Below are 16,243 nucleotides of genomic sequence, written 5' to 3'. Positions count from 1 at the left end.
CGGGCGCCGCATGTGCTCAGTCGAGCGTGGCAATGTAGAGCGACACGGCCTTGATCTCCAGCTCGGTCAGGCGCGAGGCGATCGAGTGCATCACCGCGTTGTCGTTGGTGCGCTCGCGCTTGTTGAACGACTTCAACTGGCTTTCGGTGTATTGCGGAACCTGCCCGGCCAGACGCGGCAGCGCCGGCGAACCGAGGCCGCGCTCGCCATGACAGGAGGCGCAGGCGGCGACGCCGGAATACTCGTTGCCACGGTGGAAGACGTAGCGCCCAACCCCGGCAAGATCGGCATCCTGGACGGCCTGCGCGCGCGTCGGCTTCTTCTCGAAGAACACCCCGAGGGCCAGCATCTCGTCGGCGGTGAGGCCTTCCACCATGCTCACCATGGTATCGCTCTTGCGCCGCCCGGCCTGGAAGTCGGCGAGCTGCTTGGCGATGTACTGGTAGTGCTGTCCGGCCAGGCGCGGGTAGAGTGCGGTCGAGCTCTCGCCGTCGACGCCGTGACACAGGAAGCAGCGCCCCATGTTGATTTCCTCGGCACGACCGAGATCGACATCCGGCAGCTCACCGGCAGCCAGCACCACGGGCGCCGCGGCACCCAGCGCCAGCCCGGCCAGCGCGCGTCTCCAGTTCATTCCCATCTCCCCCTCCTCGCATTCATGGATATTGTCGTAGGCGCGCCGCACGCGGCGCAGCGGGGAAAGACTATCAGAATCCGTTGATACGCTGAATAGCGCCCGCAGCCTTCACGCCCAGCCCAGCTCCAGCACCCACGGCCCCGCCCCGGCAGCGAGCGCAGCAGCGACATAGGGCACCATGGCGGGCGGCAGCGCATCGCGCCGATACCAGCCCAGTGCATCGCACTTGTGCGGTTCGGCAATCCGTGCCGTCCCCGTCCACTGCGCGGCGCGCACGAAGAAATCCACCCGGTTGGTGTCGGACAGCCGATGCACCACCCCCAGCATGTGCAACTGTGCCGCCTCGACGCCGACGGCGAGTTCCTCCGCGCACTCGCGTGCCGCGGCAGCGAGGATCGACTCGCCGGCCTCGACATGCCCGCCCGGCAGGCTGTACAGCCCGTCAAAGAAGCCCGTGCCGGCGCGCCGCATCAACAGCACCTCGTCACCGCGCTCGAACACCACGTGCACCCCTACCGGGATGCCGGCATGCCCACTCACGCTCAGTGCTTGCCGGTACTGCCGAACCCGGCCCCGCCGCGCTCGCTGCGGGAGAAGTCGTCCACAATGTTGAAACCGACCTGCAGCACCGGCACCACCACCAGCTGGGCAATGCGCTCCATGGGCTGGACGGTGAAGCTCTCGCGGCCACGATTCCACATCGACACGAAGATCTGCCCCTGGTAGTCGGAATCGATCAGACCGACCAGGTTGCCGAGCACGATGCCGTGCTTGTGACCAAGGCCGGAACGCGGCAGGATCATCGCCGCCAGCCCGGGATCGGCCAGATGGATCGCCAGTCCGCTGGGTACCAGCGTGCTCTCACCCGGATGCAGCACCAGCGGCGCATCGATGCAGGCGCGCAGATCGAGCCCTGCCGCCCCCGCCGTGGCATACGCCGGCGGCTGGTTGCGCAGGCGCGCATCGACAATCTTCACGTCTATCTTGTGCATCAGGCTTGCTCCATGGAAGGGCCGCGGCGCTCCAGCAGCGCGGCCAGATGATCGACGATGCGCGCAGCCAGTTCGCCCTTGGCGGCACGGCCGAGCGCGTGGCGTCCGTTGTCGTCGTACAGCACCACCTCGTTGTCGTCGCCGCCCAGGCCATCCTGGACCAGGTTGCCGACCAGCAGCGGCAGGCGCTTGGCCGTCCGCTTGCCCGTCGCATAGGCATCAAGGTCGCGGCTCTCCGCGGCAAAGCCGACGCAGAAAGGCGCCTGTGGCAGTGCCGCGACCTCGGCAAGGATGTCGGGATTGGGGGTCAGGCTCAACTGCAGGACATCACCGGACTTCTTGATCTTGTGCTCCGCAGCCTGCGCCGGACGATAGTCGGCAACCGCGGCCACGCCAATGAAGACATCGGCGCCAGGCAGGGCATCGAACACCGCCGCACGCATCTGCAGCGCCGAATGCACCCCCACGCGCTGCACCCCCAGCGGCGCGGCGAGGGCCACCGGCCCGCTGACCAGCACCACCTCGGCACCGGCCTGGCGGCAGGCGCGTGCCAGTGCATAGCCCATCTTGCCGGAGCTGCTGTTGGTGATGCCGCGCACCGGATCGATGGCCTCGAAGGTGGGCCCGGCAGTGAGCACCACCTTGCGCCCGGCCAGCACCTTGGGACGGAAGGCCGCCACCACATGCTCGACGAGCTCCTCGGGCTCGAGCATGCGCCCGGGCCCGACCTCGCCGCAGGCCTGCTCGCCTTCCCCCGGGCCGAGCACCGTCACGCCGTCGCCGAGGAGGGTGGCGACGTTGCGCTGCGTGGCCGGGTTCGCCCACATCTGCCGGTTCATTGCCGGCGCCACCAGCAGGGCGCAGTCGCGCGCCAGGCAGAGCGTGCTGAGCAGATCGTCGGCACGCCCCTGCGCCAGCCTGGCAAGCAGGTCGGCGGTCGCCGGCGCCACGAGGATGGCGTCGACCTGACGGGAAAGGTCGATATGGGCCATGCCGTTGGCCGCCCCACCCTCCCACAGTCCGCCGTGCACCGGGCGTCCGGAGAGCGCCTGGAAGGTCACCGCGCCGACGAAACGCGCACCGGCCTCGGTCAGCACCACATCGACCTCGGCGCCGGCCTTGACCAGCAGACGGGTCAGTTCGGCGGCCTTGTATGCCGCCACGCCGCCCGAAACGCCGAGAATCAGCTTCCTGCCCTTGAGCTCTTTCATGACATTGGGTTTAATGCATCATCGTTCGTTGATCGGTCCGCCCTGCCCATGGCAATCTCCGACTGGCCTGCCGCCGAACGCCCGCGCGAGAAGCTGCTCGCCCGCGGCGCCCATACCCTCAGCGATGCCGAACTGCTCGCCCTCTTCCTGCGCGTCGGTGTGCGCGGACGCAGCGCAGTCGACCTCGGTCGCGACCTGCTGGTGCGCTTCGGCAACCTGACCCGCCTGTGCAACGCCGAAGCGGCGGAATTTGCCAGCATCCCCGGCATGGGGCTGGCGAAGTATGCCCAACTGCAGGCGGTGATGGAACTGTCGCGACGCGCGCTGGCCGAGGAAATGAGCGCCGGCGACATCTTCGACACCCCCCGCTCGGTGCGCAACTGGCTGCGCCTGCGCCTCGGCAGCCTGCCCCACGAGGTATTCACCGTCCTGCTGCTCGATGCGCGCAACCGCCTCATCGACGCCGTCGAACTGTTCCGCGGCACCCTCACCCAGACCAGCGTCTATCCGCGCGAGGTGGTCAAGCTGGCGCTCGCACACAACGCCGCAGCGGTCATCCTCGCCCACAACCACCCCTCCGGGGCCTGCGAACCCAGCCACGCCGACGAACTGCTGACCCGCAGCCTCAAGCAGGCGCTGGAGACCGTGGACGTGCGCGTACTCGATCACTTCATCGTCACCGCCCACGGCGCACCGCTGTCCTTCGCCGAACGCGGACTGCTCTGAGCCGCTGCAGGACATCGCCGAACACCACGGGGCTTGCGCGAGGGGGTGACGATGCGGTATCCTCCACCGCTTTTCGCAAACCGAATTCCCTGGAGCATCGTATGGCTCGCGTCTGCCAAGTAACGGGTAAAGCCCCGATGGTGGGAAATCACGTTTCCCACGCCAACAACAAGACCAAGCGTCGTTTCCTCCCCAACCTGCAGAACCGCCGGTTCTGGAGCGAGGCCGAGAACCGCTGGATCAGCCTGCGCGTGTCGAATGCCGGCCTGCGTACCATTGACAAGAAGGGCATCGACGAAGTCGTCGCCGAACTTCGCGCCCGCGGCGAGAAGCTCTGAGCCCCGCACTGAACGGAGACCATCATGGCTAAAGGCATTCGCGAAAAGATCAAGCTGGAATCGACTGCCGGCACCGGTCACTTCTACACCACCTCGAAGAACAAGCGCACCACCCCGCAGAAGCTCGAGTTCAAGAAGTACGACCCGGTCGCCCGCAAGCACGTCCTGTACAAGGAAATCAAGCTCAAGTAAGCCGGTCGGCAGACCGGCCCGCGCGGGCCCAGATCTCCAGAATGGCAAGAGGCCACCGCATGCGGTGGCCTCTTGTTCTTTGGCGTGGCGGAAACAGGCTCAGTTGCACTCAGCCTCTCCGACACCCCATGACCGTACTCGACAACCAGCCTGCAAAGCCACCGGCACGCTGCCGGCAACCCCTGTGTGCGGTACGGCGCTCCGCGTCGAACGCGGCTTCCTCAAGCCTTCTGGATGTTGGAAGCCTGCTTGCCCTTCGGACCCTGGGTGACTTCGAAGGAAACCTTCTCGCCTTCCTTCAGGGTCTTGAAGCCGCTCATGTTGATCGCGGAAAAGTGCGCGAAGAGATCCTCGCTGCCGTCATCCGGGGTAATGAAGCCAAAACCCTTGGAATCGTTGAACCACTTAACAGTGCCAGTTGCCATATACCATCAATCCTTCAAGTGTGCATGTAACGTACCGGAACCACCCGGCCAGCATGTCTTGCAGAGGAACCGGAACCCGCACCGAAGCAACCCGAGGTCACTCCTGAGCCCTGCCAGCAGCCACATCGCGGCGACAGCCCGACAGGGTCAGCGCACTGCTCTTTGCACGACATACGGAAGTGCTTTTACGCAACTGAGCCCACAGCGTCAAGCATTTCTTGCGGCATTTTCTTGCGCGGCGCAGCATCGCCACTCCCACGGATAAGCCGATGCCCCCTGGCATATAAATCGCTTGTAATCGCCCGAAGGCAGCGCGAAAGTACACCGCACACGCCCTCCAACGAGGCGAAAAACCCCTCTGCGCAGCGTTGTTGCACTCTGCCGACACTTGATTAGAATGGTTCGCATGGCCACACACAAGCAGGACGAATTCGTACTGGAGGCGACACGCGCACGCACCACGCCGCCGCCGCTCTACAAGGTGCTGCTGTTGAACGACGACTTTACGCCGATGGACTTCGTGGTCGACGTGTTGCAGAAATTTTTCGGCATGGACCGCGAACGTGCCACGCGGGTCATGCTCCAAGTCCACAGAGAGGGCATGGGGCTTTGCGGCGTCTTCCCGCGGGATGTCGCAGCGACCAAGATCGAGCTGGTCGTGTCTTATGCCAGGCAGCACCAGCATCCGCTGGCCTGCGTGATGGAGGAAAACTGAATGATCGCGCAAGAGCTTGAAGTCAGCCTGCACATGGCCTTTGTCGAAGCGCGCCAGAAGCGCCACGAGTTCATCACCGTGGAGCATCTGCTGCTCGCACTGCTCGACAATCCCTCCGCCGCGGAAGTGTTGCGCGCCTGCAACGCCAACATGGACGAGTTGCGCCGCGAACTCACCGAGTTCATCAACGAGCACACCCCCAAGGTCGAGGGCACTGCAGACATCGACACCCAGCCGACCCTGGGTTTCCAGCGCGTCATCCAGCGCGCCATCCTCCATGTGCAATCCTCCGGCAAGAAGGAAGTCACCGGCGCCAACGTGCTGGTGGCGATCTTCGGCGAGAAGGATTCCCATGCGGTGTATTTCCTCCAGCGCCAGAACATCTCCCGCCTCGACGTGGTGAACTTCATCTCCCACGGCATCGCCAAGACGCCCCCGCAAGGTGCGGGCGCACCAAACCAGAGCGAGGGCGAGCACAACGAAGCGGAGGCGGAAAGCCCGCAATCCGGCGGTGCACTGGAGAACTACACCCAGAACCTCAACCAGCAGGCCCTGGTGGGCAAGATCGACCCCCTCATCGGCCGCGAGAAGGAGGTCGAGCGCGTCATCCAGACCCTCTGCCGGCGGCGCAAGAACAACCCTCTGCTGGTTGGCGAGGCCGGCGTCGGCAAGACCGCCATCGCCGAAGGGCTGGCCCACCGCATCGTCGACGGCCAGGTTCCAGAAGTGCTGGAGAACGCCCAGGTGTACGCCCTCGACATGGGCGCGCTGCTGGCCGGCACCAAGTACCGCGGCGACTTCGAGCAGCGCCTGAAGGCCGTGCTCAAGCAACTCGTCGAGCAGGAAGGAGCGATCCTGTTCATCGACGAGATTCACACCCTGATCGGTGCCGGAGCGGCCTCGGGCGGCACCCTGGACGCCTCCAACCTGCTCAAGCCGGCACTGTCCTCCGGGCAGCTGAAGTGCATCGGCGCCACCACCTACACCGAGTACCGGCAGATCTTCGAGAAGGACCACGCGCTGTCGCGGCGCTTCCAGAAGGTCGACGTGGTCGAACCCTCGGTGGCCGAAACCATCGAGATCCTCAAGGGCCTCAAGAGCCGCTTCGAGGAACACCACGGCATCAAGTACTCGGCGGCCGCACTGTCGAGCGCCGCCGAGCTGTCGGCCAAGTACATCAACGACCGCCACCTCCCCGACAAGGCCATCGACGTCATCGACGAAGCCGGGGCGGCACAGCGCATCCTGCCGAAGTCACGCCAGAAGAAGACCATCGGCAAGAACGAGATCGAGGAGATCGTCGCCAAGATCGCCCGCATCCCGCCGCGCACCGTCTCCAATGACGACAAGGCGGCGCTGAAGACTCTCGACCGCGACCTCAAGAACGTGGTCTTCGGTCAGGATGCGGCCATCGATGCGCTCGCCAAGGCGATCAAGATGTCGCGTTCGGGACTCGGCAATCCGGCCAAGCCGATCGGCTCCTTCCTGTTCAGCGGCCCCACCGGCGTCGGCAAGACCGAAGTCGCCCGTCAGCTCGCCTACACCCTCGGCATCGAACTGGTGCGCTTCGACATGTCGGAGTACATGGAACGCCACGCCGTCAGCCGCCTCATCGGTGCGCCGCCGGGCTATGTCGGCTTCGACCAGGGCGGCCTGCTCACCGAGGCGATCACCAAGAAGCCGCACTGCGTGCTGCTGCTCGACGAAATCGAGAAGGCCCATCCGGACATCTACAACATCCTGCTGCAGGTCATGGACCATGGTGCCCTGACCGACAACAACGGCCGGCAGGCGGATTTCCGCAACGTCATCATCATCATGACCACCAACGCCGGCGCCGAGGCAATGCAGAAGTCGGTGATCGGTTTCTCCGCCAAGCGCGAGACCGGCGACGAGATGGCCGAGATCAAGCGCATGTTCTCGCCGGAGTTCCGCAACCGGCTGGACGCGACGATCTCCTTCCGGGCGCTGGACAGCGAGATCATCCTGCGCGTGGTGGACAAGTTCCTCATCGAACTCGAAGCGCAGCTGCACGACAAGAAGGTCGAGGCCCATTTCACCGACGACCTCAAGGCCTGGCTGGCCGAGCACGGCTTCGACCCACTGATGGGCGCGCGGCCGATGGCGCGCCTGATCCAGGACGCCATCCGCGCCGCGCTGGCAGACGAGCTGCTTTTCGGCCGCCTCGCCGGCGGCGGACGGGTGACCATCGACTTGGACGACGACGGCAAGGTCAAACTGGTCTTCGACGAGAAGGAAGTCGCCACCGTCTGATCCGCACGCTCGCCAGCACAGCCCAGCCCCCGCGCGTGGCCTCACATGCGGGGGCTGGGCTTTTTTCCTCTTTGCAAGAAAGACCGCGCGGACTGCATCCTGACAGCGGACGCAGGCAATTGCGCGAGCACTGCTGGGTTATCATCGCCGCCACCATTGAGCCACCGGAGAGATCGCCATGACCATCCAGACCGCAGACCTGTGCGACGCCAACGAAGGCCGCGTGCGCATTGTCACCCCGATGTTCCGCAGCTACGGCGGGCGCAAGGCCTTCGGCGGCGTCATCACCACGCTGAAGGTATTCGAGGACAACTCGCTGGTGCGCAGCGCCCTCGAGAGCCCGGGCGAAGGCCGTGTACTGGTGGTCGATGGCGGCGGCTCGCTGCGCTGCGCGCTGGTCGGCGACCAGCTCGCCGTGCTCGGCGTCAACAACGGCTGGGCCGGCGTCATCGTCTATGGCTGCATCCGCGACTCGAAGGCCATCGGCACTATGGACCTTGGCGTGCTGGCACTTGCCACCCATCCGCTGAAGAGCATCAAGAAGGGCGTTGGCGATCGTGACCTCGCGGTCAGCTTCGGCGGTGTCACCTTCACCCCTGGCCACTTCGTCTATGCCGACGAGGACGGGGTCATCGTCGCCGAGCAGGCCCTGATGTAACAGACTGCCGCCAGAACCGCGGGACTCACGGTGCAGCGCAGCAGGTTTTCGTTTCACAGAATCGATTTTCTTTTCGCCATGCGGGATGCGAGACACAAGGCGCTGACTTTAAACAACTAATTTTTTTCTTATATCTTATATAAGACCTATTGTTGCAGAGCCAGAATCTTCCTATACTGTGCTTCATTCGACGCCGCTCCCGGGCCGCGTCGAGACCGTGACAGGCCCGCCCCGGGGGCGGGCCGCAACACCCTCCCCACCGTCAGCCAGTAAGGAATAGACATGACTCTGACCCGCGAACAGCAAATCGCCGCCCTCGAAAAAGACTGGGCTGAAAACCCCCGCTGGAAGGGCGTCAAGCGCGGTTACACCGCCGCCGACGTGGTCCGCCTGCGCGGCAGCCTGCAGCCCGAGTACACCCTCGCCCAGCGCGGCGCCAAGGTGCTGTGGGAGAAGGTCAACGGCGGCGCCAAGAAGGGTTATGTGAACGCCTTCGGCGCCATCACCGCCGGTCAGGCCATGCAGCAGGCCAAGGCTGGTCTGGAAGCCGTGTATCTGTCCGGCTGGCAGGTCGCCGCCGACGGCAACACCTCCGAAACCATGTACCCGGACCAGTCGCTGTACGCCTACGACTCCGTGCCGACCATGGTCCGCCGCATCAACAACACCTTCAAGCGCGCTGACGAGATCCAGTGGTCGCGTGGCATCAACCCGGGCGACGAAGGCTTCATCGACTACTTCCTGCCCATCGTGGCCGACGCCGAAGCCGGTTTCGGCGGCGTGCTGAACGCCTTCGAACTGATGAAGAACATGATCGCCGCCGGTGCCGCTGGCGTTCACTTCGAAGACCAGCTGGCTGCCGCCAAGAAGTGCGGCCACATGGGTGGCAAGGTGCTGGTGCCGACCCGTGAAGCCATCGAGAAGCTGATCTCCGCGCGCTTCGCCGCCGACGTCATGGGTGTGCCGACGCTGATCCTGGCCCGTACCGATGCCGAAGCCGCCAACCTGATCACCTCCGACTACGACGCCAACGACAAGCCCTTCCTCACCGGTGAGCGTACCCAGGAAGGCTTCTACCGCGTCCGTAACGGCCTCGAGCAGTCCATCTCCCGTGGTGTTGCCTACGCCCCCTACGCCGACCTGGTGTGGTGCGAAACCGGCGTGCCCGATATCGGCTTCGCCCGCGAGTTCGCCCAGGCCGTGCTGGCCGCCTGCCCCGGCAAGCTGCTGTCCTACAACTGCTCGCCGTCCTTCAACTGGAAGAAGAACCTCAACGACTCGCAGATCGCTTCCTTCCAGGAAGAACTGTCGGCGCTGGGCTACAAGTACCAGTTCATCACCCTGGCCGGTATCCACGTCAACTGGTACAACACCTTCAAGTTCGCCCACGCCTACGCTCGCGGCGAAGGCATGAAGCACTACGTCGAGATGGTTCAGGAGCCGGAATTCGCTGCGCGCGAACAGGGTTACACCTTCGTGTCCCACCAGCAGGAAGTCGGCACCGGTTACTTCGACGAAGTCACCACCGTGATCCAGGGCGGCTCCTCCAGCGTCAAGGCGCTGACCGGCTCCACCGAAGAAGAGCAGTTCCACTAAGCTGCGTTGCCCCGTAACATCGCGGGCAGACGACGGGGCCACCCTGACGGGTGGCCCCGTTTTTCATTTTCCCGGCCGGCACCACAGCGATGACCCAGCAAGCGCTCAACAACACCCTCGCCCTCACCCTGCTGCACGGCGCCACCTTCAGCGCGACGCTGTTCGACAGCGTGCTCGCCGCCTACCGCGACGAGTTGCGCGCTGCCCTCGAACCGGATGAGGACGACGCCCTGCTCTGCCTGGTGGTGGAAGGGCGCGAGGTCGCCATCTGGCTGCTCGAGACCGATGGCAGCGAGCACGCCAATGAAGCGGCACGCCAGCGCCTGCAGCAGATGTGGGCGGAGTCCTACAGCGGCAACGTCCGCGAGCTCATCCCCGGCTTCGTCGAACTGCTCGATCAGGGCATGCTGGCAGTCGGCGGCGTCAAGTGGTCCTGAGCGTACACAACTGAAAGGGGCGCCCGCAGGCGCCCCGCTGACCACTCAGTGCCGGCGCCGCTCAGCCACGCCCGGCGCCGCGTCCGCCTTCACGCGGAGCGCCTTCCCGACCCGGCCCCATGCCGCGCGGGCCATGACCGCCGAGCGCGGCGAAGTCGGCGTCGAAGACCTTCTTCTGGGCGTCCGAGAGGGTGCCATAGAAGCGTTCCACGGCACGGCGGGTCTCGGCCATCTCGGTCTGGCGCGCTGCGCTCATCGCCTCCATGCGCTGCAGACGCTCCACCGCGGTGGCCGGGGCGCCGGCCTCGCGGCCTTCGCCCATCGTCGCTGCCATCTTCTGCGCGCGCTCGCCCATTGCCGTCTTGAAGGCATTCCAGGCGCCCTGCTGCTGTGGCGTCAGGGCCAGCGCCAGTTCCAGGCGGGCGAGCTGCAGATCGACACGCTGGGCGATGCGTTGCTGCATCTGCTCCGCGCTCGCGGCCTGCCAGCCGCCCTTGCCGCCGGGGCCGAAGCCGCCGCAATCGCCGCCGCGGGCCAGGGCAGTGCCGGCGCCCAGGGCGGTAACGGCGATCAGCGATGCGGCGATGGTGGTTTTGGTCCAGGTTTTCATGATCATGCTCCTTGTGTGTTGTCGGTCCTGCGTCCGTCACTGCGGACGACGGAGCCATTTGACCACCGCGATGTAAGCGCCATTTGTCCGCCGCCGGCGCCTTTGCACCCGCATGTCTCCAGCGCCGCCGCAGATACGCTGGGATACAAATCCCCTGCTCCCTCGCCTTAAGATGGCGGCCAAGGAGAATCGCCCCATGAGCCACCAGCAAGACCATGTGCTGATCGTCGACGACGACCGCGACATCCGCAGCCTGCTTGCCGACTACCTGGAAAAGCAGGGCCTGCGCTGCACCACCGCCGCCGACGGGCGCGAAATGAAGAGCGCCCTCGAACGTCACCGCGTCGACCTCATCGTCCTCGACGTCATGATGCCCGGCGACGACGGCCTCACCCTGTGCCGCAACCTGCGCGCCGGCGGCGGCGCCGCGGCCAACACTCCGGTGCTGATGCTGACCGCGCGCGGCGAAGACATGGACCGCATCCTCGGCCTCGAAATGGGCGCCGACGACTACCTGCCCAAGCCCTTCGTGCCACGCGAGCTGTACGCCCGCATCCGCGCCATCCTGCGCCGTACCCGCGCACTGCCGCCGAACCTGGAGGCTGCCCCGCCGGCCCATGCGCGCGAACTGCACTTTGCGCACTGGCGGCTGGATACCGTCAACCGCCACCTCATCGATGCCGCCGGTACCGTGGTGCCGCTGTCGGGGGCCGAGTACCGCATGCTCGGGGTCTTCCTCGCCCACCCCCAGCGCGTGCTCTCGCGCGATCAGCTGATGGAGCTCACCCAGGGGCGCGAAGCCGACGTCTTCGACCGCTCCATCGACCTGCTGGTCAGCCGCCTGCGCCAGCGCCTGGGCGACAACGCGCGTGAGCCGGCCATCATCAAGACCGTGCGCAACGAAGGCTATGTGCTCGCCAGCGAGGTACGTGCGCACGACGGTGAGGCGTCCCGATGAGGATGCCGTGGCCGCGCAGCCTGTTCTCGCGCCTGATGCTGATCTGGCTGATCGGCATCGCCGTGGTGCTCGCGGTCAGCCTCGCGCTGTTCGTCGGCGAACGCGACCGCGTCGAGCGCAGCGCACTCTTCGAAGGCATCGCCCAGGAGATCGCCGCGGCCGCCGACGTCCTCGACCGCCTCACCCCCGGCGAGCGCGAACGCTGGATCGACGAACTCGGCCGCCGCCGCCTGCGCCTCTCGCTGCGCCCGCTGCCCGAGCACCTGCGCCCGCTGCCCCCTGGCCATGCCTTGCGCGCCGCACTGCGCACGGCAATGCCCGAGCGCGCCAGCGAGATCTACCTCATCCACCGCGGTGACGGCCCGCACGGCGGCGGTGCCCTGGTGGTCAGCGTACGCCTGCACGACGGCAGTCCGTTGAACGTACGCCTCGCAGGCATTCCGCCAGCCGCGGATTTCGTCGCCCCGCCACCGGGGCGCCTGCTCGCCGCCCTCCTCGCCCTCCTCGGCGGCGTCACCCTGCTCACCTGGCTGGCGGTGCGCATCGCCACCCGCCCGCTGTCCCATCTCGCCGCAGCCGCCCGCACCCTCGGCGAGCACCCCGAAAGCGCACCGCCGCTCGATACCCGCGGCCCCCAGGAGGTCGCCCTGGCCGCCGCAGCCTTCAACCAGATGCAGACCCGCATCGGCGAGCACGTTGCCGAACGCACGCGCATCCTTGCCGCCATCTCGCACGACCTGCAGACCCCGATCACTCGCCTGCGCCTGCGCGCCGAACAGGTGGACGACGAACACCTGCGCAGCCGCATCCAGTCCGACCTCGATGCCATGCAGGCGCTGGTGCGCGAAGGCCTCGCCTACGCCCGCAGCATGGACGCCTCCACCCCCGCGCAGCCGGTCGATCTGCGCCACCTCGCCGAAGCCCTGCGCGACGACGCCATCGACATGGGCTGGCAGATGGAGATCAGCGGCGCCCCGGCACGCCCCTGCATCGCCCGCCCGGCGGCACTGCGGCGCGCGCTGTGGAACCTGATCGAGAACGGCGTCAAGTTCGGCGGCAGGGTGGAGGTCGAGCTGCGCGAAGACGGCGGCCATTTCGACATCTGCGTGCGCGACCACGGCCCCGGACTGGCGGAGGACGAACTGGAAAAGGTCTTCGAACCCTTCTACCGCACCGAAGCCTCGCGCAACCGCGAGACCGGCGGCACCGGCCTCGGACTGGCGATCGCGCGCAACCTGGTGCGCGCCATGGGCGGCGAGCTGAGCCTGCACAACCACCCCGACGGCGGCCTGCTCGCGCGCATCACGGTACCGGCGCGCGCCGCGGACCCCGCCCCACGTCCTCAACCCAGCCGGTAAGCTCCGGCAAGCGCGCTGAAGGCCTGTACCTGCGCCGCCGCCCAGCGCGCGTCGCGTCCCAGCTCCGCGGCCATCAGTGCGGCCACCGCCGGCGCTGCGGCCTGTGCCAGCGCGGCATCGACGAACAGCGCACGGTGCCGGCGGGCGAGCACGTCCTCGACGGTGCGCGCCAGCTCGCTGCGCACCGCATGGCGCACTTCCGCCTCGCTCAGCACCAGTCCCTCGTGCACACGGCGAGCGGCGCCGGGCAACGCATCGACCTGTGCGCGTTCGCTGCCGTAGGGGTCGGCACAGGGTCCCGCCGGCGCGCCATGGAGGCGCAGCGTGGCGGTGCATGAGGCACGCCCGGGCAGGCCGGCATGGGCACTGGCGGCATCGACGGCATCGGCCCCCATGCGCCGGTAAGTGGTCCATTTGCCACCGCTGAGGGTCACCAGTCCGCCCGGCGACACTTCGATGGCATGCTCACGCGACAGTCCGGCGGTACTGCCGCCCTGGCCGCTGCCGGCCAGCGGGCGCAGCCCGGCAAAGACACTCAGCACGTCGGCGGGCGTGGGCGGGCGGAGCAGATAGCGCGCCGCGGTGGCGAGGATGAAATCGACCTCGCCGGGCAGCGCGTGGGGTTCCAGCGGCATGTCGGTGCGCGCGCTGTCGGTGGTGCCGAGCAGCACGCGGCCCTGCCAGGGGATGGCGAACAGCACCCGCCCGTCGGTGGTCTTCGGCACCAGCAGGGCATCGTCACCGGGAAGAAACTCGCGCCCCACCACCACATGCACCCCCTGGCTGGGGCGCAGCGCGGCGGCCACGTGGGGGCGCTCGAAACGGCGCACGGCATCGGACCACACTCCGGTGGCGTTGATCACCACGCGCGCGCGCAACGCGAAGGCGGCGCCGCTCTCGGCATCGTGTGCACACACGCCGACCACCTTGCCGGCTTCAAGGAGCAGGCCATCGACGGGAGCGTAGTTGAGCGCGCAGCCGCCCAGCCCGAACAAGGTGCGCACCAGACACAGCGCCAGGCGTGCATCGTCGAAGCGTGCATCCCAGTAGGCGACCCCTCCACGCAGGCCGGACGGACGCACGGTGGGCAGCGCCGCCACGGTGCGCGCGGCGTCGAGCACGCGGCGCGGTCCAATGCCGTGCTCGCCGGCAAGGAGGTCATAGAGCCCGAGGCCGAGACCGAGCATGGGCTTCTCGTGCCAGCGGTAGACGGGCACCACGAAACGCTGCGGGTGAACCAGATGGGGGGCGTTGGCAAGCAGCAGGGCACGCTCGGCAAGGGCCTCCCGGACCAGCGGCAGATTGCCCTGGGCAAGGTAGCGCACACCGCCATGAATGAGCTTGGTGGCACGCGAACTGGTGCCCTTGGCGAAGTCGTGCGCTTCCAGCAGCACCGTGCGGTAGCCGCGCGCCGCGGCATCGACGGCGCAGCCGAGGCCGCTGGCGCCGCCGCCGATGACCACCACATCCCATTGCGTATCGGCACCCAGCTGCGCCAGCAGGGCCGCACGGCTCAGTTCGCTCACGCTTCGCCCTCGTCGGCCGCCCAGCCGCGACTGCGCTCGATGGCGCGCCGCCAGCGCGCCAGCAGGGCGTCGCGGCGGCCATCGGGCAGCGCTGGCTCGAAGCGCCGCGCCGCTTGCCAGCGCGCCGCCAGCTCGGCGGTCGAGGACCACAGGCCGACACCCAGCCCGGCCATCATCGCAGCACCCAGCGCGGTGGTTTCCAGCATCTGCGGCCGCACCACGGGCACGCCGAGCAGGTCGGCCTGGATCTGCATCAGCAGGTCGTTGGCGGCGGCACCGCCGTCGACACGCAGTTCGCGCAGCGGCGCCGCGCCATCGGCCTTCATCGCCGCCACCAGGTCCACGGTCTGCAGCGCAATGGCCTCCAGCGCCGCGCGGGCGATGTGGCCGGCCGCACTGCCACGGGTGAGGCCGAACAGCGCCCCGCGTGCATGTGAATCCCACCATGGTGCGCCCAAGCCGGTAAACGCCGGCACCATCACCACCCCGGCGCTGTCGGGCACACTGGCTGCAAGTGCCTCGACCTCGGCGGCATGGCGGATGATGCCGAGACCGTCGCGCAGCCACTGCACCACCGCGCCGCCCATGAAGATGCTGCCTTCCAGCGCATACGCCGACAGCCCGCCGCCGCGCCAGCCCACCGTGCTGAGCAGGCGGTTGTGCGAGGCGACGGCCTGCGCACCGGTGTTCATCAGCAGGAAACAACCGGTGCCATAGGTGTTCTTCGCCATCCCCGGCGCAAAGCAGGCCTGCCCGAAGGTGGCGGCCTGCTGGTCGCCGCCGATGCCGGCAATCGGCACTGCAGCGCCGAGTACTTCGGCAGCGCTCTCGCCGCACACGCCGATGCTGTCGACCAGCCGCGGCAGCAGCGCGCGGGGGATGCCGAAGAGCTCGCACAGCGCGTCGTCCCAGTTGCCGTCAGCGAGGCTGTAGAGCAGTGTGCGCGAGGCGTTGCCATGGTCGGTGACATGCAGACGGCCACCGCTGAGGTGCCACAGCAGCCAGCTGTCGACGGTGCCGAAGGCCAGTTCGCCAGCCTCGGCGCGTGCCCGCGCGCCCGGCACGTGATCGAGCAGCCAGGCCAGCTTGGTGGCGGAGAAGTAGGGATCGAGCTCCAGCCCGGTGCGCGCGCGCACCCAGTCGGCACAGCCGTCGGCGCGCAGGCGTTCGCAGTGCGCCGCGGTGCGGCGGTCCTGCCAGACGATCGCCGGGGCCAGCGCGCGCCCGCTGGCACGCTCCCACAGCACCGTGGTCTCGCGCTGGTTGGTGACGCCGATGGCGGCCACGGCCGCAGCCGGCAGCCCCGCAGCGGCGAGGGCCTCGCGCGCGCAGGCGAGCTGGGTGTCGAGGATCTCCTGCGCGTCGTGCTCGACCCAGCCGGGGCGCGGATAGTGCTGGGCGAACTCGCGCTGGGCACAGGCGCACACGCGCCCCTCGGCATCAAAGACCATCGCCCTCGAACTGGTGGTGCCCTGGTCCAGGGCCAGTACATGGCGCATGCGTGCATCCTCGCGGAGGAAGCGGGCTGCCGCCCGGATGGCGGAAGACTAACCCGAAAGCGCCGCACGCTTCCATCTCCGCGTCGGCAGG

18 protein-coding genes are annotated in these 16,243 nt (G+C 67.5%); 10 read left to right on the top strand and 8 right to left on the bottom strand.

Features of this window, described 5'->3' with window-relative positions; genetic code table 11:
- Positions 1 to 16 precede the first annotated feature (16 nt).
- The 4 genes from C8261_RS10745 to coaBC form a co-directional block, all read right to left on the bottom strand.
- Positions 17 to 634 (bottom strand): c-type cytochrome, encoded by a 618-nt coding sequence (locus C8261_RS10745; protein ID WP_107493712.1) that lies wholly within the window; start codon positions 632 to 634, stop codon positions 17 to 19.
- A gap of 111 nt (positions 635 to 745) precedes the next feature.
- Positions 746 to 1,177, bottom strand: a complete 432-nt coding sequence (locus C8261_RS10740) for an NUDIX domain-containing protein (RefSeq protein WP_268987183.1) — start codon at positions 1,175 to 1,177, stop codon at positions 746 to 748.
- 2 nt (positions 1,178 to 1,179) lie between these two features.
- The gene (dut, locus tag C8261_RS10735; protein WP_107493711.1) at positions 1,180 to 1,629 is read right to left on the bottom strand and encodes a dUTP diphosphatase; all 450 of its coding nucleotides are present in this window, start codon (positions 1,627 to 1,629) and stop codon (positions 1,180 to 1,182) included.
- Positions 1,629 to 2,840 carry a bifunctional phosphopantothenoylcysteine decarboxylase/phosphopantothenate--cysteine ligase CoaBC gene (gene coaBC / locus C8261_RS10730; protein ID WP_107493710.1) on the bottom strand — a complete coding sequence of 404 codons (1,212 nt, stop codon included), beginning with the start codon at positions 2,838 to 2,840 and terminating at the stop codon, positions 1,629 to 1,631. Before coaBC ends, dut begins: the two co-directional genes overlap by 1 nt.
- A 48-nt stretch (positions 2,841 to 2,888) precedes the next feature.
- Between coaBC and radC the strand changes: the two genes are divergently transcribed.
- The 3 genes from radC (at position 2,889) to rpmG (ending at position 4,096) form a co-directional block, all read left to right on the top strand.
- The gene (gene radC, locus C8261_RS10725; RefSeq protein ID WP_107493709.1) at positions 2,889 to 3,566 is read left to right on the top strand and encodes a RadC family protein; all 678 of its coding nucleotides are present in this window, start codon (positions 2,889 to 2,891) and stop codon (positions 3,564 to 3,566) included.
- Positions 3,567 to 3,667: 101 nt separating this feature from the next.
- Positions 3,668 to 3,904 carry a 50S ribosomal protein L28 gene (gene rpmB / locus C8261_RS10720; RefSeq protein ID WP_107493708.1) on the top strand — a complete coding sequence of 79 codons (237 nt, stop codon included), beginning with the start codon at positions 3,668 to 3,670 and terminating at the stop codon, positions 3,902 to 3,904.
- 24 nt (positions 3,905 to 3,928) lie between these two features.
- A complete protein-coding gene (gene rpmG, locus C8261_RS10715; RefSeq protein WP_107493707.1) occupies positions 3,929 to 4,096 on the top strand; it encodes a 50S ribosomal protein L33 in 168 nt (55 codons plus the stop codon).
- A 221-nt stretch (positions 4,097 to 4,317) separates the two neighbouring features.
- On the opposite strand, the gene C8261_RS10710 is transcribed toward rpmG, so the two are convergent.
- Positions 4,318 to 4,521, bottom strand: a complete 204-nt coding sequence (locus C8261_RS10710) for a cold-shock protein (RefSeq protein WP_107493706.1) — start codon at positions 4,519 to 4,521, stop codon at positions 4,318 to 4,320.
- 406 nt (positions 4,522 to 4,927) lie between these two features.
- On the opposite strand from C8261_RS10710, the gene clpS reads away from it, so the two are divergent.
- From clpS to C8261_RS10685, 5 genes are all read left to right on the top strand, one after another.
- The gene (gene clpS, locus C8261_RS10705; protein WP_107493841.1) at positions 4,928 to 5,236 is read left to right on the top strand and encodes an ATP-dependent Clp protease adapter ClpS; all 309 of its coding nucleotides are present in this window, start codon (positions 4,928 to 4,930) and stop codon (positions 5,234 to 5,236) included.
- Complete coding sequence (gene clpA / locus C8261_RS10700; protein ID WP_107493705.1) at positions 5,237 to 7,510, top strand: ATP-dependent Clp protease ATP-binding subunit ClpA; 2,274 nt, start codon at positions 5,237 to 5,239, stop codon at positions 7,508 to 7,510. It begins immediately after the preceding gene.
- 178 nt (positions 7,511 to 7,688) lie between these two features.
- Positions 7,689 to 8,168 (top strand): ribonuclease E activity regulator RraA, encoded by a 480-nt coding sequence (gene rraA / locus C8261_RS10695; RefSeq protein WP_107493704.1) that lies wholly within the window; start codon positions 7,689 to 7,691, stop codon positions 8,166 to 8,168.
- 282 nt (positions 8,169 to 8,450) lie between these two features.
- Positions 8,451 to 9,764 carry an isocitrate lyase gene (gene aceA, locus C8261_RS10690; RefSeq protein ID WP_107493703.1) on the top strand — a complete coding sequence of 438 codons (1,314 nt, stop codon included), beginning with the start codon at positions 8,451 to 8,453 and terminating at the stop codon, positions 9,762 to 9,764.
- Positions 9,765 to 9,853: 89 nt separating this feature from the next.
- Positions 9,854 to 10,201, top strand: coding sequence for an HAD family hydrolase (locus C8261_RS10685; protein ID WP_107493702.1), 348 nt, complete (start codon positions 9,854 to 9,856; stop codon positions 10,199 to 10,201).
- Positions 10,202 to 10,262: 61 nt separating this feature from the next.
- On the opposite strand, the gene C8261_RS10680 is transcribed toward C8261_RS10685, so the two are convergent.
- Positions 10,263 to 10,811, bottom strand: a complete 549-nt coding sequence (locus tag C8261_RS10680) for a Spy/CpxP family protein refolding chaperone (protein WP_107493840.1) — start codon at positions 10,809 to 10,811, stop codon at positions 10,263 to 10,265.
- A 196-nt stretch (positions 10,812 to 11,007) separates the two neighbouring features.
- On the opposite strand from C8261_RS10680, the gene C8261_RS10675 reads away from it, so the two are divergent.
- Positions 11,008 to 11,769 carry a response regulator gene (locus C8261_RS10675; protein WP_107493701.1) on the top strand — a complete coding sequence of 254 codons (762 nt, stop codon included), beginning with the start codon at positions 11,008 to 11,010 and terminating at the stop codon, positions 11,767 to 11,769.
- Positions 11,766 to 13,127, top strand: a complete 1,362-nt coding sequence (locus C8261_RS10670; RefSeq protein ID WP_107493700.1) for an ATP-binding protein — start codon at positions 11,766 to 11,768, stop codon at positions 13,125 to 13,127. The genes C8261_RS10675 and C8261_RS10670 overlap by 4 nt, the downstream gene beginning before the upstream one ends.
- On the opposite strand, the gene C8261_RS10665 is transcribed toward C8261_RS10670, so the two are convergent.
- Both C8261_RS10665 and glpK read right to left on the bottom strand, forming a co-directional pair.
- Positions 13,112 to 14,653 carry a glycerol-3-phosphate dehydrogenase/oxidase gene (locus C8261_RS10665; protein ID WP_107493699.1) on the bottom strand — a complete coding sequence of 514 codons (1,542 nt, stop codon included), beginning with the start codon at positions 14,651 to 14,653 and terminating at the stop codon, positions 13,112 to 13,114. The two genes, C8261_RS10670 and C8261_RS10665, sit on opposite strands and share 16 nt — an antisense overlap.
- Positions 14,650 to 16,152 carry a glycerol kinase GlpK gene (gene glpK / locus C8261_RS10660; protein WP_107493698.1) on the bottom strand — a complete coding sequence of 501 codons (1,503 nt, stop codon included), beginning with the start codon at positions 16,150 to 16,152 and terminating at the stop codon, positions 14,650 to 14,652. The genes C8261_RS10665 and glpK overlap by 4 nt, the downstream gene beginning before the upstream one ends.
- Positions 16,153 to 16,243: the final 91 nt, after the last annotated feature.

The sequence above is a fragment of the Pseudothauera lacus genome (assembly GCF_003034845.1).
In the GTDB taxonomy this organism is placed as follows: Bacteria; Pseudomonadota; Gammaproteobacteria; order Burkholderiales; family Rhodocyclaceae; genus Pseudothauera; species Pseudothauera lacus.
Note: the sequence above shows the minus strand (reverse complement) of the source record. Positions and strands in the feature narration are given on the sequence as shown.

Coding starts and splice junctions, on each gene's coding strand:
- C8261_RS10745 (WP_107493712.1), bottom strand. CDS start 634: ATGAACTGGAGACGCGCGCTGGCCGGGCTGGCGCTGGGTGCCGCGGCG.
- dut (WP_107493711.1), bottom strand. CDS start 1,629: ATGCACAAGATAGACGTGAAGATTGTCGATGCGCGCCTGCGCAACCAG.
- coaBC (WP_107493710.1), bottom strand. CDS start 2,840: ATGAAAGAGCTCAAGGGCAGGAAGCTGATTCTCGGCGTTTCGGGCGGC.
- radC (WP_107493709.1), top strand. CDS start 2,889: ATGGCAATCTCCGACTGGCCTGCCGCCGAACGCCCGCGCGAGAAGCTG.
- rpmB (WP_107493708.1), top strand. CDS start 3,668: ATGGCTCGCGTCTGCCAAGTAACGGGTAAAGCCCCGATGGTGGGAAAT.
- rpmG (WP_107493707.1), top strand. CDS start 3,929: ATGGCTAAAGGCATTCGCGAAAAGATCAAGCTGGAATCGACTGCCGGC.
- C8261_RS10710 (WP_107493706.1), bottom strand. CDS start 4,521: ATGGCAACTGGCACTGTTAAGTGGTTCAACGATTCCAAGGGTTTTGGC.
- clpS (WP_107493841.1), top strand. CDS start 4,928: ATGGCCACACACAAGCAGGACGAATTCGTACTGGAGGCGACACGCGCA.
- clpA (WP_107493705.1), top strand. CDS start 5,237: ATGATCGCGCAAGAGCTTGAAGTCAGCCTGCACATGGCCTTTGTCGAA.
- rraA (WP_107493704.1), top strand. CDS start 7,689: ATGACCATCCAGACCGCAGACCTGTGCGACGCCAACGAAGGCCGCGTG.
- aceA (WP_107493703.1), top strand. CDS start 8,451: ATGACTCTGACCCGCGAACAGCAAATCGCCGCCCTCGAAAAAGACTGG.
- C8261_RS10685 (WP_107493702.1), top strand. CDS start 9,854: ATGACCCAGCAAGCGCTCAACAACACCCTCGCCCTCACCCTGCTGCAC.
- C8261_RS10680 (WP_107493840.1), bottom strand. CDS start 10,811: ATGAAAACCTGGACCAAAACCACCATCGCCGCATCGCTGATCGCCGTT.
- C8261_RS10675 (WP_107493701.1), top strand. CDS start 11,008: ATGAGCCACCAGCAAGACCATGTGCTGATCGTCGACGACGACCGCGAC.
- C8261_RS10670 (WP_107493700.1), top strand. CDS start 11,766: ATGAGGATGCCGTGGCCGCGCAGCCTGTTCTCGCGCCTGATGCTGATC.
- glpK (WP_107493698.1), bottom strand. CDS start 16,152: ATGCGCCATGTACTGGCCCTGGACCAGGGCACCACCAGTTCGAGGGCG.